General features: G+C 48.6%; 13 protein-coding genes. 3 read left to right on the forward strand and 10 right to left on the reverse strand.

What is annotated here, in order from left to right; genetic code table 11:
• From KTQ90_RS10600 to KTQ90_RS10625, 7 genes are all read right to left on the reverse strand, one after another.
• On the reverse strand, nucleotides 1-619 hold a 619-nt coding region (locus tag KTQ90_RS10600; protein ID WP_217318403.1), incomplete at its 3' end, for a hypothetical protein.
• A 1-nt stretch (nucleotide 620) separates the two neighbouring features.
• On the reverse strand, nucleotides 621-1,370 hold the full coding sequence (locus KTQ90_RS10605) for a hypothetical protein (RefSeq protein WP_217318404.1): 750 nt from the start codon (nucleotides 1,368-1,370) through the stop codon (nucleotides 621-623).
• A gap of 4 nt (nucleotides 1,371-1,374) precedes the next feature.
• Nucleotides 1,375-1,803, reverse strand: coding sequence for a hypothetical protein (locus KTQ90_RS10610; RefSeq protein WP_217318405.1), 429 nt, complete (start codon nucleotides 1,801-1,803; stop codon nucleotides 1,375-1,377).
• 2 nt (nucleotides 1,804-1,805) lie between these two features.
• A complete protein-coding gene (locus KTQ90_RS10615) occupies nucleotides 1,806-2,489 on the reverse strand; it encodes an ADP-ribosylation factor-like protein (RefSeq protein ID WP_217318406.1) in 684 nt (227 codons plus the stop codon).
• Nucleotides 2,490-2,578: 89 nt separating this feature from the next.
• Nucleotides 2,579-2,701: a hypothetical protein gene (locus KTQ90_RS13895; RefSeq protein ID WP_302180516.1), complete on the reverse strand. Its 123-nt coding sequence runs from the start codon at nucleotides 2,699-2,701 to the stop codon at nucleotides 2,579-2,581.
• A 26-nt stretch (nucleotides 2,702-2,727) separates the two neighbouring features.
• Entirely contained in the window at nucleotides 2,728-2,949 is a 222-nt protein-coding gene (locus KTQ90_RS10620) for a DUF6140 family protein (protein ID WP_217318407.1), read from the reverse strand.
• 132 nt (nucleotides 2,950-3,081) lie between these two features.
• Nucleotides 3,082-4,902 (reverse strand): ATP-dependent DNA helicase, encoded by a 1,821-nt coding sequence (locus KTQ90_RS10625; RefSeq protein WP_217318408.1) that lies wholly within the window; start codon nucleotides 4,900-4,902, stop codon nucleotides 3,082-3,084.
• A gap of 259 nt (nucleotides 4,903-5,161) precedes the next feature.
• Here KTQ90_RS10625 and KTQ90_RS10630 point away from each other — a divergent pair, with 259 nt between their 5' ends.
• Nucleotides 5,162-5,944, forward strand: a complete 783-nt coding sequence (locus KTQ90_RS10630; protein WP_217318409.1) for a Cof-type HAD-IIB family hydrolase — start codon at nucleotides 5,162-5,164, stop codon at nucleotides 5,942-5,944.
• Between the two features lie 88 nt (nucleotides 5,945-6,032).
• Here KTQ90_RS10630 and cls read toward each other — a convergent pair whose 3' ends face one another.
• On the reverse strand, nucleotides 6,033-7,463 hold the full coding sequence (gene cls / locus KTQ90_RS10635; protein ID WP_217318410.1) for a cardiolipin synthase: 1,431 nt from the start codon (nucleotides 7,461-7,463) through the stop codon (nucleotides 6,033-6,035).
• A gap of 103 nt (nucleotides 7,464-7,566) precedes the next feature.
• Nucleotides 7,567-9,558 (reverse strand): DNA primase, encoded by a 1,992-nt coding sequence (gene dnaG / locus KTQ90_RS10640; RefSeq protein ID WP_217318411.1) that lies wholly within the window; start codon nucleotides 9,556-9,558, stop codon nucleotides 7,567-7,569.
• A 191-nt stretch (nucleotides 9,559-9,749) separates the two neighbouring features.
• Here dnaG and KTQ90_RS10645 point away from each other — a divergent pair, with 191 nt between their 5' ends.
• Both KTQ90_RS10645 and KTQ90_RS10650 read left to right on the forward strand, forming a co-directional pair.
• Entirely contained in the window at nucleotides 9,750-12,296 is a 2,547-nt protein-coding gene (locus tag KTQ90_RS10645; RefSeq protein WP_217318412.1) for a glycoside hydrolase family 84 protein, read from the forward strand.
• Nucleotides 12,297-12,472: 176 nt separating this feature from the next.
• Nucleotides 12,473-14,098 (forward strand): Na+/H+ antiporter NhaC family protein, encoded by a 1,626-nt coding sequence (locus KTQ90_RS10650; RefSeq protein ID WP_217318413.1) that lies wholly within the window; start codon nucleotides 12,473-12,475, stop codon nucleotides 14,096-14,098.
• Between the two features lie 13 nt (nucleotides 14,099-14,111).
• Here KTQ90_RS10650 and KTQ90_RS10655 read toward each other — a convergent pair whose 3' ends face one another.
• Nucleotides 14,112-14,600 carry a 3'-5' exonuclease gene (locus KTQ90_RS10655; protein ID WP_217318414.1) on the reverse strand — a complete coding sequence of 163 codons (489 nt, stop codon included), beginning with the start codon at nucleotides 14,598-14,600 and terminating at the stop codon, nucleotides 14,112-14,114.
• Nucleotides 14,601-15,600 lie beyond the last annotated feature (1,000 nt).

Here is a 15,600-nt window from a genome sequence, read left to right on the forward strand (position 1 = left end):
GATGGTAAAAACATAAAAACGTTATGTCTTTTCCTGCATAATTTTTCCACAGAAATTTATAACAATCATTCTTGTTACATGTGTTTTCAAAATTTGGATACTTATCTGATTCCTTTTTCTTTTTTAATTCCTTATCAATAATAGATCCCCAAGTTATAACAACATCAGGTATCTGAGGTAATTTTGATAAAACATCCTCGAACATTACTAAATATTCCTCCTTGCAATCTGACGCTTGTGTATCTGTTCGGTTACCAAGCTCATGTTGAACATAATTAGTAAAAGCCGCTTTTTTCCAAAAATCATCAAAATTCAATTCTTTATCTCCTAAAAAATCTTTGAATAAATCGAAAAAATTCTTATGCGCAGGAGCATCTTCACAAAGATCATCAGTTGGCAAATCATGTAAAGGTCGCCCATTATTATACGGGCAACGCAAATCGTACTTTCTAGTGTTCAGATTTATTGTACAATCATCATAATATTCACAACGTTCATTTCTTTTACCATCTTGATTACAATAAAAACTAGCACCAAGAACAAGAAGTTTCTTTCCATTAATTCCCTCTATATAACCATCTTTATCAAACCAAGGAACAAAGAATGCGCCACTTTCCATATTATCCAAAATTAATTTCCAACGACTTTTTTATTATATGCACATGATTATGCTCACTTGAGAAATCCAGATTGGCACTGAATAATTTGTAATCAATCTTCGCTGCAATGTTAATAGCTTGCGCTATTTCACTACAATACGAAATCTCATACTTCTCTATGCCACTTATCCTACCATCTGATTTCAAACGCTCACATAACAATCTGAGCTTCGGATCAGAAGCTAACCCGTGAATATTCATAAAGTCAACAACCTCCTTATAGCTTTTAGGCTTTCTATTGGGATCATGACTTTCTACAGTAGACGTCATATCAACAGATACCTCATTAACACATTTACCATTGATTTCTGCCTTAGCAATATTATTGCCCATTCTATTGTTTGACTCATAATTCTGCGAATCTTTATCATGAACTGATTCTTTCATAACAATATCTTTCGCACCCATAAGAACCAAAGTCTCCTTAATAGCATAACTCTTAGTTTCAACGAAAGTATTCAACAAATCAGAATCCTTCATTGAAACATAACAATTAGCATATGGATTTCTGAAATACACATCTTCTCCATCACCTATCGGCTGAGCAGACAACTGAATATCATGTTCTTTCAGATTGTCTACATTACTTAAAGGATAGACTGTTAAATTACCTAAGTCTATAGCCTTTGTCATATCAGGATAATATCCCTGATTAATGCCGTATGACAAATCGTCATCGGCTATTATTAATAAACTTGATTTAGTTTCCATTATTCTAAAGAATTAAAAAAGCTATTACAGCTAATATAACAATTATTATTGCGGCAATAATTTTTTCAACAGTGCCCGTTTTTTTTTTGTTTATACACTTCAATGTCTCTTCTGACAATTCTTGATGTACTACTTGCAATTCATCATTCAATGCAAGTAAATAATCATCACACTTTGTACTCAAGAACATAAACGACAAAGTACGTCCATGTTCATCAACACCTTTAAAAGAACCTTTAACAAAGAATACCTTACCATCTGAAATCTCAACAATCCCACACCAAGGCATTTTCTTATCAATACATTTATCTGAGGCTTCTTTTAATTTAGAAAATGCAAAATTCCTTTTGGTTTTGGCTAAAATCACTCCATCAGCTACAACTATATCAGGAGCATCAATTTTTTCAGGCTGATACCATAATATTGTTTTCATAACTATTCTTGTGCTATTTCTTTTTTTATAATATCTATATAATATTTGTTCAACAAATTAGCAACCATAATGTGGTCTAAATCAATTTTTAAAGAACAATTATTTATCTTCTTATCAGTTAAAACGCTAATAACCTCAGCTTTTGCTTTTTTTGTTTTTTCCAGAGGATAATGATTATTCTTATCATATTCATCAAAATGTGTTGCAATAATCTTAAAACCACAATTTAGCAGTTTCTTATCCTTTATACACTTCGATATTACTTGAAGACGTGAGCGTATTTCTTGCTTTGTTTCATGCAAGCGTGTCAAATCAACCAAGAAATAAACAAATGTACCATTTTCAGATATTAGCTCATTATAATATCTCACAAACATATCACCACCACCAATATCCTTTGTTGCAAGGACCCTTACATAGCGATTATTAGCAAAAACATTAAAGCTTTCTATCTTTTCTTGATCAGTAGTTCGGTATTCTGTCACTACCTTCTTATCCATAAGTTGATTCCACAAAGTGGTTTTACCAGATGCCTTTGAACCAAAGACAACTATTCGTTTAGTATTCTCATCTGGCGAAGACACTAATCCATAGAAAAGACCTACTAGTAAACTAATTAAACTACTACCAAACACCCATAAAATCCACACAGGAAGGGCTGCTTCATTTACAATACTTAAAACCATATTTTTATAAATTCAATTTAAAATCCGCAAAATACCCCCCCCAATTAGAATTAGGGAGGTATCTCTTAAAAGTCAAGATTCTGCATTAATTACTTCTTGCTATCACCCATAGCGTTAAGAATCGCAGCTCCAACAGATGCAATAGCTCCTGCTATCTTCACAGTTGTCTTAACAATCTCTTTTGATGAATTTTTGTTTGAATTCTTTCCCATAATTGTATGTATTAATAGTTAAAAAATTAGTCCAACTTCACAAACTCAAAGTCATTCTGATTGCAGCATGCCTTCTTATAGTCGAAAGCATAGATGCGCATATATGTCTCTTGCAGTTCCTTGGCTCCATTGTAGAATGGGTTGGTGGTGTGCTGCAGAGTCGTAACGGTCACAACCATGTCTGGTGTGAGAACGGTGCCATTGGAGCGCTTAATACGTTTAGGCTTCACTTGAAAAACCCTACTCATAGTAATTCGTTTTTTAGGTTATACTATAAATGCCGTTTGCACGGCATTACCTGTCAAAGGGCAAAGTTAGGGTAAAGTGACGAACTGTACAAGTCCATAATGGTTCATAGGTATAAAAACCATACCATTTGTCTATTTTTCTGATATTGTTTTTCCGGCAAGTACCAGGGCACGCTGGCGCAGATAGCTGTGCAGAGTGAAGCCGTCAGCCTTGACACAGTTGAGGAGGGCGCGCTTCTGCATCACCACCTCTTTGAGCGCTGGGAACACATCGTTGTAACGTTTCTTCACGTCCTTGTTCTCGGTCTTCACCGATGTCTTCTTCACAAGCTCCTCCACATCGGTAATCTTTCGAGCGAAGTATTCGGCGCCCTTCTTCAGACGTTCCTGCAGCAGGGCGTTAGTCTGATAGTCGGCAGAAGCAATGACAATCTGACTGTACTGCAACTTGAAGCGCTCGGCTACATCCATAAGCTCGGTCTTTATAGTGCCCGTGCGAGCCTTGTATTCGGCAATGAGCTTCGGGAAGGAACGGCGGAAATGTCCGTCGAGCAAGTCGAGCACACGGTTGAAGGCATCCATCAGCGGACGGAAGTCGAACAGTTCGCTCACCACCGACAGATAGTAGTCGCGCTGCAACTGCTCTATCTGTCCCTCGCTCGGCGTGTGCTCAATGGCGTGCGTGGCGTATTCGTCCACAGCCTCATCACGAATGATAGCCGACTGCGGCAGAGGCGCACTCAGCACCATGCCTTCGAGTGTGCGGCAACGCGAGAGCGCCACGTATGTCTGTCCGTGGGTGAAGGCACGCTGCACGTCGATGATGGCGTGGTCGAACGTAAGACCCTGACTCTTGTGAACGGTGATAGCCCAAGCCGTCTTCACGGGGAACTGCGTGAAGGTTCCTTCCACCTCCTCGCTTATCTCGTTGGTCTTCTCGTTGAGCACGTAGCGCGTGTTGTCCCACTGTTCGGGCTGCACACGTATATTCTCGCCGGTGTCCTTCGCCGTAACGGTGAAACCCTCGGCGTCTATCGCCGCAATGGTGCCAATCATACCATTGTAGTAAGCCTTGTCTGCCGACGAGTCGTTCTTCACGAACATCACCTGCGCACCGGTCTTCAGCGTGAGCGTCTCGTCGGTCGGGAAGAGCATCTCTGGATACTTGCCTTCGATGGTGGCAGTGTAGGTATAGGGCTTGCCGGGGAGCAGTTCAAGCTCGTGGTCGTTGATGCGCTGCGCCTGCCAGTTGTGCGTCGTAAGACGTATGTAGCCGTCTTCCTTGCGCGGCTTGAAGTTGGGTATATAGCGCGAGTTGAGCGCAGAGAGCACCGCAGCGTCAGCACGGTTTTCGCGCACCTTATTCAGTATGTCGAGAAAACGCTTGTCGCTCTGGCGATACACCTTCGTCAGTTCGACGATGGCGTAGCGTGTGCGCTGCAGGGCGAGCGACGAGAAGAAGTAAGGCGTGGCGTAATAGCGCGAGAGCATCTGCCACTCGTCGTCCTTAGCCACCGGAGCAAGCTGACCCAAGTCGCCGATCATAACCATCTGAACACCGCCAAACGGAAGGTTGTTCTTGCGGAAACGGCGCAGCACGCTGTCTACGGCATCGAGAAGGTCGGCACGCACCATAGAGATCTCGTCGATGACGAGCGTGTCGATAGAACGGATGACGTTTATCTTCTGTTTGGAGAAGCGGAACTGCTGTTCCTTGAGATTATAGTTGGGTATGAACGGCGCAAACGACAACTGGAAGAACGAGTGGATAGTCACACCTTCGGCGTTGATGGCAGCGATGCCCGTAGGCGCTACCACCACGATGCGCTTCGACGACTCCTCCTTCAGTCGACGCAGAAAGGTGGTCTTTCCCGTGCCAGCCTTACCGGTGAGAAAGAGGTTGGTGTTCGTTGTTTCTATTATGTCCCAAGCGAGTTGCGTCTGCTCTGTCATTTCCTTTGCTGATTAATGGTTGTTTAATGTATGTTCCGTGTAAATATGTAGTTACAAAAGTAGTAATTATTTTTTGATTTTGACATCAATCAAGTAGTATAATTTTCGGCTTCTGCTTTTTCTGCGTACCTTTGCAATGTTTAGGAGGTATGGGCTTTCCTGCCCGTATCACACAACAGGGCTACGGCAAGAACTGAAAGTCAGCGGCGCGTAGCGGAAAGCTAATGCCATAGCCTCCTACTGAATAAAAAAACGAAATATGATAAAAGCATTATTTTTCGACGTTGACGGTACGCTCGTCAGCTTTAATACACACAAGGTGCCGGAGTCAACAATCGAAGCGCTTCGCGAGGCTCATAAGCGCGGCGTGAAGCTCTTCACCGCTACGGGTCGCCCACGCCAGTTGCTCAACAACATCACGGAGGTGGAGGACATCATGGACGGTTTTATTCTTGCCACTGGCGCTCAATGCGTTTATGGCGACGAGGTAGTGCGCCAGGACCTCATCCCTACTCACGAAGCAGAGGCGATAGTCGACTTCTGCAACCGTCTCGACGTGCCGGCGGTGGTTGTAGGCACAAAGGATCTGCAGATCATCAACCGCAACGACAGCGTGAACCATGTATTCTACGACATGCTGAAGGTGAAGTACAACAAGTTCGACGTGCCGGTTGAGGAGGTTATAAAGCAGGGCATACTGCAGATTACGCCGTTCCTCACCGAGGACCAGGAGCGCACTATCCTACCCCACATACCAGGCACAACGTCTGCACGCTGGTATCCTGCGTTCTGCGACCTTACGTCTGCCACTGCCGACAAGGCGAACGGCATCCGTGCCATTGCCGAGCACATGGGCATCGACATCAGCGAAACGATGGCGTTCGGCGACGGCGGCAACGATCTTTCTATGTTGCGTGCGGCTGGCGTTGGCGTGGCTATGGGCAATGCGCTTGACGAGGTGAAGGCGCACGCCGACTATGTGACAAGCAGCGTAGACGAGGATGGCATCGCGAATGCACTGAAACACTTTGAAATTATTTAGGATATGTGGTGAGGTGTTGTTATGTTGTTATGTTGAGATATGTTTCATTTGTCAACATAACACCATCTCAACACATCAACATCATATTTTACAACAGTGGCGAGAACACTCTAACAAGCGACTCCGCCAGACGGTGCATGAACGGGCGCTTTCGCTCGCTGTACACGCTCAAGAAGTCTACACATTCTTGCTCATCACTGATAAAGATTTCCTTCATGCGCAGCGCCGTTGTGCGGTCGTATATAAAGACGTTGGATTCGAAATTGTTCTCGAAGCTGCGGAAGTCGATGTTCGTAGAACCGCAGGTGCAGAGCGCATCGTCAGCCACAAGCAACTTGCTGTGGTTGAATCCAGCCTCGTAAAGCATTATCTTAACGCCTGCCTCAAGCACCTCCGTCACGAACGACATCGACGAAAGTTCAAGCAAGCGAGAGTCGCTATGGCGCGGAATCATCAGTCGCACATCTACGCCGGCAAGTGCTGCCGTGCGCATGGCGAAGAGCACCTGCTCAGTAGGCAGGAAGTAAGGCGACTCCATGTATACATAGTTCTTCGCCTCAAGCAGTATGCGCACATATCCCTGCATGATGTCCGGCCATTTGGCAATCGGACTGCTCGTCACGACCTGCATCAGGCAGTTGTTCTCTATGCGCCACGGCATCGGCGGATAGTATTTTGAGTTGGTGACGAGTGTGCGGTCGACGAAATACCAGTCGACGAGGAACGTGCGCTGCAGGGCGTACACCGCTCCACCACGTATACGGAGATGGGTGTCGCGCCACGGCAGACGCCCTTTGTATATTCCTTTCACATAGCGCAGGGCGATGTTCATGCCGCCAACAAACGCCTCAACGCCGTCTACTACGCACACCTTGCGATGGTTGCGGTAGTTCACCTTACTCGTAAACGCCGGAAACTTAACGGGCATAAAGGCATTGACATCTATCCCAGCACGGCGCATACGCTCGAACAACTCGCGGGGCACCCGCCAGCAGCCCACATCGTCGTAGATAAGCCGCACCTCTACGCCCTCTCTCGACTTGCAGATGAGTGCGTCTGCCACAAGCCGTCCGAGTGCATCGTCGGCGAAGATGTATGTCTCAAGATGTATATGCTTGCGTGCCGAAGCTATCGACTTTAGCAATGCGGGGAAGAACTCGTAGCCATCGGTGTAGAACTCCACCTCGTTGTCCTTGAACGGAAGGGCAAGGCTCTGGTTGGTAAAGAGTTGTATGAGCGAACGGTAGTCGTCGGGCAACATCAATTGGCGTTGCTCCACAAACTCGAGCATCGAACGCTTCGACAGTTGGTCGAGCGACCGTTGTGATATGAACGTCATCTTGCGAGTGTTTCGTCCGAAGAAAACGTACAGTATTATTCCGACAATGGGCATAAAGAGCAGCACCATCACCCAGGCTATCGTCTTTGCCGGCTGACGGTTGTCCATCAATACTGCCAGCATGATGCTGACAATAATGAAAACGTAAGCTAATATGAATGCCCAATGGATGTAGAACATATTGTATGTTGTTATGTTGAGATGGTGAGATGGTGAGATGGTGAGGGGTTGAGATTTGCAAGACTATTGTCACCACCTCACCATCTCACCACTTCACCCCCTATCATGCTATAATATTATTTCCCAACAACCTTGCGAGCTGCGAGCGCAGTTCGTGCGCCGTCTTATACTCTTCCATCAGTTGCTGCAGTCGTTCGGGGTCGTTCACCGCAAGCGATATATCGCGCTTCAGATCGCGCAGACGCTGCTCCAGATAGTCCATTCGGAAGTCGTTGAGCAGGTGTTCGGTCTGCTGGCGCAGAGCCTCTATGCGGTTCTCCTCCTCAGCGCGCAGCTCGTCGGCGTTCTTCTCCTCGTCGGCACGTGCCGCCTTCTGCTCGTCGAGCAACTGATACTTGTCCATGCAGAGGTCGGTAGCTATGCGCGATATCTCGATGTCCGAATGGTGAAGAAAGAACTGCTCGGCACAGAAATTCTCGTCACCGGCGTGGTTCACAGCCTCGTCAAGGATGCGCGAGTTGAGCGGATTGGCAAACTTCAGTCCGTCTACGCCGAGGTTGTACGCTATGTATTGCGCCACATTCAGGTTAACCGTCGTGCCGTCCTCCGTCTCTACATTATTATATATGATAGTGTCGCCGTTGCGCACAACCAGCTCCACAAGCATCTGCTCCACCTTAGACGCCTGCTGTAGCGGGGAAGGAGAGTTTTGAATTTTGAGTTTTGAGTTTTGAGTTGCCGTCTGCGTCGATTGTGAGTTATTCAATGAGGAAGCGGTTTCCTCGCGGTTGCTGCGAATGAAGTTGTTGAGCGTATTGATGAGCGTAGCCTCGTTGATGCCCATACGCACCGAGCAGTCGTGCAGATACGTGTCGCGCAGAATCGGGTTCGTCACGAACGATATGCTGCGCACCACGGAGTTGATTGCCTCCGAACGCTTCAGCGGGTCGCGTTCGTTGCGCAGCAGCAAGTCGGTCTTGAACTCGATGAAGTCGGTCTGATGCTCCTCGATATACTTGCGGAAGTCCTCAGCCGAGTGCTTGCGTGCGAACGAGTCGGGGTCGTCGCCGTCGGGCAGCAGCAACACCTTGAGGTTCATGCCTTCAGAGAGCAGCATGTCGGTACCGCGCAGCGCAGCGTGTATGCCTGCCGCGTCGCCGTCGTAAAGCAGGGTGATGTTCGACGTGAAACGGTGCAGTATGTGTATCTGATGCACCGAAAGCGCCGTACCCGAGTTAGCCACTACGTTCTCTATGCCGCACTGATGCATGGAGATGACGTCGGTGTATCCCTCCACCATGTACACTCGGTCTTCCTTGGCTATCGCCTTCTTAGCCTGATAGATGCCATACAGCTCGCGGTCCTTGTGGTAAATCTCCGAGTCTGGCGAGTTGACGTACTTCTGGTTCACACCCTTTGTGCGCGAGTCGAGCAGTCGTCCGCCGAAGCCCACCACCTTTCCGCTGATGCCTATCCACGGGAAGATAACGCGTCCGGCATAGCGATCGATTAGTTCGCCACGGTCGTTCTTGTAGCAGATGCCGGTCTTCAGCAGGAAGTCTTCCTTATAGCCCTTGCGCAGTGCTTCCTGAGCAAGCGCACGGCGGTCGGGGCCGTCGAAGCCCAACTGGAACTTGCTCACGATGTCGTCGCGGAACCCACGGCTGCGGAAATACTGCATGCCGATGGCTACGCCGTCGGCGGTGTCGTGCATGAGGTGCTGAAAATAAGAGGCAGCCCACTCGTTCACGATGAACATACTCTCGCGCTCGCTCTGCTCGCGCTTCTCGTCGTCGGAGAGTTCACGCTCCTTTATCTCGATGTGATACTTGCGTGCGAGCCATCGCAACGCCTCGGGATAGGTCATCTGCTCATGCTCCATAATGAAGCCAACGGGGTTGCCGCCCTTGCCGCATCCGAAGCAATGGCAGGTGCCGCGCGCCGGCGACACATAGAACGACGGGGTCTTCTCGTCGTGAAACGGGCATAAACCCTTATAGTTGCTGCCGCTCTTGCGGAGCGTCACAAACTCCGACACTACCTCCACAATGTTGGCAGCGTCTTTTATCCTTTCTATCGTTGCATGGTCTATCATCAACTGCGAAGTTACACATTTTTTTCCATTCTACCCTCTCCGTCACTCACGTTTTAGCTCCGCACGTACTAAAATTAATTAAAAGAGACCTGCCTATTTTACCAATCAACACAAAATCACTAACTTTGTACTTGTGTGTATGCACCACTGCATACACCGACCTAACGACTTTTACTAAAACAAACATAACAATGATTAAAAACAACCTCCTTCTCACAGCTCTCTTCACAGCTGCTTGTGCCAGCGCGTTTGCGCAGACCGAGACATTCGACCTCAACTCGCAGCGTGGTGAAAAGCAGGATGTGAACATGGTGCCGGGCAAGAAGCTCGACCACCACGGCATCGTCGTAAACCCTACGCCGCACAACTTCAACCTCGACTTGCAGACATGGACCGACCTCAGCGCTGGCGTTAAGCTCATCGACAAGTCGGGCAAATTTGCTGGCGACGTCAACTTCCTCAAGCATAACGCTAAGGGCACTCCGCTCAACATCACCTTCGGCGAGAAACCGGCAAAGAAGGCTGGTCTGAAGAAGATGGTATCGGGTGCCTATCTCCTCACCGTCGACAAGAAGGGTATCAACATCGTGGGCTACGACGAGCGTGGCGCGTTCTACGCTCTTCAGACTCTGCGCCAGATCGTGGAGAGTCCGGCTGCTCAGGGCAAGGTGCCTTACCTCACATGCAACGACTATCCCGACCTGCCGCTGCGCGGCGTGGTAGAGGGTTTCTACGGCGAACCGTGGTCGCACCAGGTGCGCCTCTCGCTCATCGACTACTACGGACGCAACAAGCTCAACGAGTATGTGTACGGACCGAAGGACGACCCTTATCACAGCTGTCCTAACTGGCGTCTGCCTTATCCGCCGGAGCAGGCAAAGAACATTCACGAACTCGTGGAGGCTTGCCGCCGCAACCGCGTCGACTTCGTGTGGGCTATCCACCCGGGTCAGGACATCAAGTGGAACGAGGAGGACTATAACAACCTCGTAAACAAGTTCAACCTTATGTACGAACTCGGCGTGCGCTCGTTCGCCATCCACTTCGACGACATCGACGGCGAGGGTACCAACCCGAAGAAGCAGGTGGCACTCGTGAACCGCCTCACAAAAGAGTTCGTGAAGGCGAAGGGCGACGTTGCTCCGCTCGTTGTCTGCCCTACCGACTACTCGCAGCTTTGGGCAAAGCCGGGTCCTGACGGACCGCTCGCTATCTACGGCAACGAGCTCGACCCTGAGGTGCAGGTGTTCTGGACTGGTGCTGTGGTTTGCTCTGACCTCACCAAGGAAACTCTCGACTTCGTAGACTCTCGTATCAAGCGTCCGGCTTACTACTGGTGGAACTTCCCCGTTACCGACTATGCCCGCCACATCATCATGCAGGGCCCGGCATACGGTTTGGAGACCGACATCACCGACAAGATGACTTCTGGCGTACTGTCTAACCCGATGGAGCACGGCGAGGCTTCGAAGCTGGCGCTCTACGGCGTGGCTGACTACAACTGGAACGTAGCCGACTACAACGCTATCGACAACTGGGAGCGCGGTCTGGTTGATCTCACACCTGAGGCTCACGAGGCTTACCGCACATTCGCCATCCACTCTTGCGACACAGAGACGGGCTACCGCCGTGCCGAGTCGTGGGAGACAAACACCTTCCGTCTTGCCGACTACTCTGACAAGGCTTACAACGACCTCTATGCAGAGTTCGACCGCGTCGAGAAGACAAAGAGCACTATGGAGCGCGACTGCAAGAACCCGCTTCTGATGAAGGAACTGAAGCCGTGGCTCGTAGAGTTCGAGAAGCTCGGTGCACGTGGCAAGAACACTCTTGAACTGATGAAGACTTTCCGCAGCGGCGACGCTTCTAACTTCTGGAACGGTTTCGTGGCCAACCGAATGACTAAGGAGGCTCGCGCCGCTTACGAGAAGCACAAGCTCGGCACTATGAAGCTGCAGCCGTTCTACGAGAACGCTATGGACGATATGGCTCAGGAGTTCTTCAAGAACCTCACTGGTGAGGTGCCTGCTTTCTATAAGGGCATGGGCACTTACCCGACGCTCGCTACAACTCAGAGCAAGCTGATGTTCGACAACGACTCTACTACATACTACCACTGCGGTCAGAGCCAGTCTACTGGCGACTGGGTGGGTGCCGACCTGGGCACGGTTCGCGACGTTCGCGAGGTGAAGATTCTCCAGGGACGCAACTCGGTAGACGATGTCGACTACTTCGACAACGTAGTGCTCGAGGCTTCTGAGGACGGCAAGTCGTGGACACAGCTCACCGGCGAGTTGCTCAAGACCTACATCATTCATTGGAAGGGCGAGCCGGTAAAGGCACGCTACGTCCGCATCCGCAAGGCCGTGTCTGAGAAGAAGAGCTGGATTGCTGTGCGCGAGTTCATGGTTAACCCCACAACTCCAGAGAGCCTCAACTTCAAGGTTGAATCAGCAGATCTCGACGCTGCCATGTTCGGCTTCGACAAGAACCCTGTAACATCGTTCCGCAACAGTGGCAAGACTTCGTTCTCTGTTGTTCCTGGCACAAAGGCATACACCATGCTCCTCAACGTAGAGCAGAACGGCGCCGTTAAGTTCAACCAGTACAACAAGAAGGGCAAGCTCCTCGCTTCTACCGACATCAACAACTCGTTCTTCAACGTAGAACTCAACAAAAAGGCTGTGAAGGCTGAGATTGAGGGCAACGTAGAGGTATTCGAGGTAATCGCGAAGTAAAAGCGACGTCATAACTGTAAGACAACGCATCGCCAACAAGCGACGCTAACATAACCGACAAAACGGATGGCAAGCTACAAACGGCTCGCCATCCGTTTTTTTGTTGCAACTTTTTGCAACAATCCAAATAAAGCCTTACCTTTGCACTCCGAAAAAGATTAAGGGATAATAATATTATGGATTTTAATTTCATCGGGACTATCTGGTCTCTTCTTCCTCCCGTCGTGGCAATTGCACTTGCACTGAAGACCAAGGAGGTATATTCTTCGTTGTTCATCGGCATTGTGCTCGGCGCTATATTATACAGCATGTCGATGGGCACAGGTTTTGAAGGATTCTTGACTCATCTGCTCAACGACACCGTTGGCACGGGAGCTGACGCCAAGCAGTACGGTCTTATCTCCTGCCTGTCCGACCCATGGAACGTGGGCATCATCGTGTTTCTTGTGGTTTTGGGTTCCATCGTGTCGCTCATGAACAAGGCTGGCGGATCGGCTGCTTTCGGACGCTGGGCTTCCAAACACATAAAGACAAAGATAGGTGCGCAGATTGCAACTATCATTCTCGGTCTACTCATCTTCATCGACGACTACTTCAACTGTCTCACAGTAGGCTCTGTGATGCGTCCGATAACCGTGCGCCATGGCGTTACAAAAGAGAAGCTCGCCTATCTCATCGACTCTACCGCTGCTCCGGTCTGCATCATATCGCCCATATCGAGCTGGGCGGCTGCCGTGTCGGGTTTCGTGTCAGGCGGCGAAAATGGTCTGGCGTTGTTCTGTCAGGCTATACCATTCAACTTCTACGCTTTCTTCACCATCATATTCATATTTATGATCGTGTTGTCGGGTTTCGACTTCAAGGCCATGAGCAAGTACGACGCACGTCTGCAGGAATGGTACGAGCGCACCGGCGGTCAGGTGGATGAAGTGATTGACACAAAACTGCAAATCGTAGAACACGGTGTGGGTGCCAAGCAAGACAGCAAGAAGCCTGCAACGACAAAGGGTTCGGTTGCCGACCTCGTAATGCCTATCCTGATGCTCATCGTGTTCTGCATGGCTGGCATGATTTACTCTGGAGGATATTTCGACGCAACAAGCACTTGCTACCACAACTTCGTAGATGCGTTTGCAGCAAGCAACGCTTCGGTAGGCTTGGTTATCGGTTCGCTTGCAGCGTTGATTCTTACAATAGCAATGTTCGTGGCACGCCGCACACTGAAGTTCGACAATGCCATGAGTTGTCTTATCAAAGGCTTCGAAGCCATGGTGCCTGCCATACTGATTCTCACCCTTGCATGGACACTGAAAAGCATGACCGACTCACTTGGCGCTGCCGAATACGTGTCGGGCGTTGTGGCAAGCACAGCCTCTGGTCTGCAGATGCTGCTACCGGCGATAATCTTCATCGTTGCAGCGTTGCTCGCCTTTGCCACCGGCACCTCTTGGGGAACATTCGGCATACTCATCCCTATCTGCATTGCCGTATTCCCTGCAGCCGCTCCGCTGCGCATCATCTCCATCTCGGCATGCATGGCAGGTGCAGTCTGCGGTGACCATATATCTCCAATCTCCGATACCACCATTATGGCGTCGGCAGGCGCCGAGTGCAAGCACGTTCACCACGTATCGTCGCAGTTGCCCTACGCCATAACTGTCGCCGCCGTGTCATTCCTCACCTTTGTCGTAGCCGGCTTCACACAGCAGCTCGGCATCGTAGCCAGTGCTGCCATTTCCTGGATCTTAGGCATAGCGATGCTTTTCTCAGCATTGTGGGTGCTGAGAAGAATCAGCAGATAAAAGCTTCGGCTTGTTATAATATTTCCAACGCAATTGCTGCGCAGGCCTCCGCATCTGCCAAGGCGTGATGGTGTTGTGTCAAGTCATAGCCACAGCGAGCTGCTATAACGTCAAGCGTATGACGACCTTTGGGCCAGACCTTGCGTGAGGCGATGCAGGTGCAGTAGAAGTCGTAGTCGGGATAGTCCATCTGATAGACACGGAAGACGGCTTTCAGGCAGCTCTCGTCGAACGCCTTGTTATGAGCCACAAGCGGAAGCCCCGCTATCTTCGGCTCAATCAGCTTCCACACTTCGGGAAAAACCGGCGCATCGTCCGTGTCTGCAGCGCAAAGGCCATGCACCTGACTGCACCGGTAGTTGTAATACTCGGGCTCCGGTTTGATGAGCGAGTAGAAACGATCCACCACCTCACCTCCTCTTACAATAACCACGCCAACAGAGCACACCGAAGAACGCTCATTGTTGGCGGTTTCAAAATCTATAGCTGCAAAATCTTTCATTATTGCAATGTCGTATCAATTATTTGTTCTACGTTAGTAACGAAATACAAATATACAGTTTTTTTGTGGCACAACTACATCTTTTAGTATCTTTATAACAGATACTCGTGCAAATAAATGTAAGTTTACATCAAATACTCGTGCAAATAAATGTAAGTTTAAACCAAATACTCGTGCAAATAAATGTGATTTCCATAAACTCATCCGCTATAAAAACATAACGGAAAAGCCTCGCTTGCCACTGATTTGCAACAAAACTGAAGCCATGTTGCCCATGATTTGCAACAAAAATTATAGCTATTGCCACTGATTTGAGACAAAAAAGTTGTATCTTTGCCCATGAATTAAAACAAACGCTATGTTCAAACGCAAGATATTAAGCAAATTAGAAGCATGGAAAAACTAAAGAATGAAGTTATGCCGCAGTCAGCATAACTCCATTCTTATTTTAATTAACCTTATCTAAAGATGTCTAATAAAGGAGCAAGTAACATCCATCTTTCTCCTTCAGAGCAACTCTCTGATTGACAAGGAAAGAACTTGCTGTACCTATAAAACAAAAACGACCCGCACATTTGAGCATCGTTGAGAGGCTTGGCGGGTTCTCGTGCTGCAAAGCTACAAATAATCATTGATAATGCAAACTATTTGGCAAATAAAGTTAGCGAAAAAATCCCCCATATCTCCCAGAATCGCCGTAACCTACACAGTATAAGCATAATAAAGGCTGGCAGATACACTCCCGAAAGCGATATCTGCCAGCCTATCTTCCAGGCGGAGAGGCATATCTGCCAGCGTAAGCTTAGTCCTAACTCAGTCCCAGATCAGTTCACGCCAACTTTTAACCAACGTCTATTTGATGTAATAGGCACGTTTGTTGTAGACACGAATCGAGACGAAAGGTCCGAAGCCAACGCTTCCTGCTATCAACACAGAAGAGTTACACTTACCATATTTAATCGGACTGCCGTCTGCCGCCACCATACAATTCTTATAGTAG

Source organism: Leyella stercorea (assembly GCF_019052365.1).
GTDB lineage: Bacteria > Bacteroidota > Bacteroidia > Bacteroidales > Bacteroidaceae > Prevotella.

What these genes read in the sequence shown, in the direction of transcription:
- KTQ90_RS10655 (WP_217318414.1), bottom strand. Translation starts at nt 14,600, where the DNA reads ATGAAAGATTTTGCAGCTATAGATTTTGAAACCGCCAACAATGAGCGT.
- KTQ90_RS10610 (WP_217318405.1), bottom strand. Translation starts at nt 1,803, where the DNA reads ATGAAAACAATATTATGGTATCAGCCTGAAAAAATTGATGCTCCTGAT.
- KTQ90_RS10620 (WP_217318407.1), bottom strand. Translation starts at nt 2,949, where the DNA reads ATGAGTAGGGTTTTTCAAGTGAAGCCTAAACGTATTAAGCGCTCCAAT.
- dnaG (WP_217318411.1), bottom strand. Translation starts at nt 9,558, where the DNA reads ATGATAGACCATGCAACGATAGAAAGGATAAAAGACGCTGCCAACATT.
- KTQ90_RS10650 (WP_217318413.1), top strand. Translation starts at nt 12,473, where the DNA reads ATGGATTTTAATTTCATCGGGACTATCTGGTCTCTTCTTCCTCCCGTC.
- KTQ90_RS10605 (WP_217318404.1), bottom strand. Translation starts at nt 1,370, where the DNA reads ATGGAAACTAAATCAAGTTTATTAATAATAGCCGATGACGATTTGTCA.
- cls (WP_217318410.1), bottom strand. Translation starts at nt 7,463, where the DNA reads ATGTTCTACATCCATTGGGCATTCATATTAGCTTACGTTTTCATTATT.
- KTQ90_RS10625 (WP_217318408.1), bottom strand. Translation starts at nt 4,902, where the DNA reads ATGACAGAGCAGACGCAACTCGCTTGGGACATAATAGAAACAACGAAC.
- KTQ90_RS10615 (WP_217318406.1), bottom strand. Translation starts at nt 2,489, where the DNA reads ATGGTTTTAAGTATTGTAAATGAAGCAGCCCTTCCTGTGTGGATTTTA.
- KTQ90_RS13895 (WP_302180516.1), bottom strand. Translation starts at nt 2,701, where the DNA reads ATGGGAAAGAATTCAAACAAAAATTCATCAAAAGAGATTGTTAAGACA.
- KTQ90_RS10630 (WP_217318409.1), top strand. Translation starts at nt 5,162, where the DNA reads ATGATAAAAGCATTATTTTTCGACGTTGACGGTACGCTCGTCAGCTTT.
- KTQ90_RS10645 (WP_217318412.1), top strand. Translation starts at nt 9,750, where the DNA reads ATGATTAAAAACAACCTCCTTCTCACAGCTCTCTTCACAGCTGCTTGT.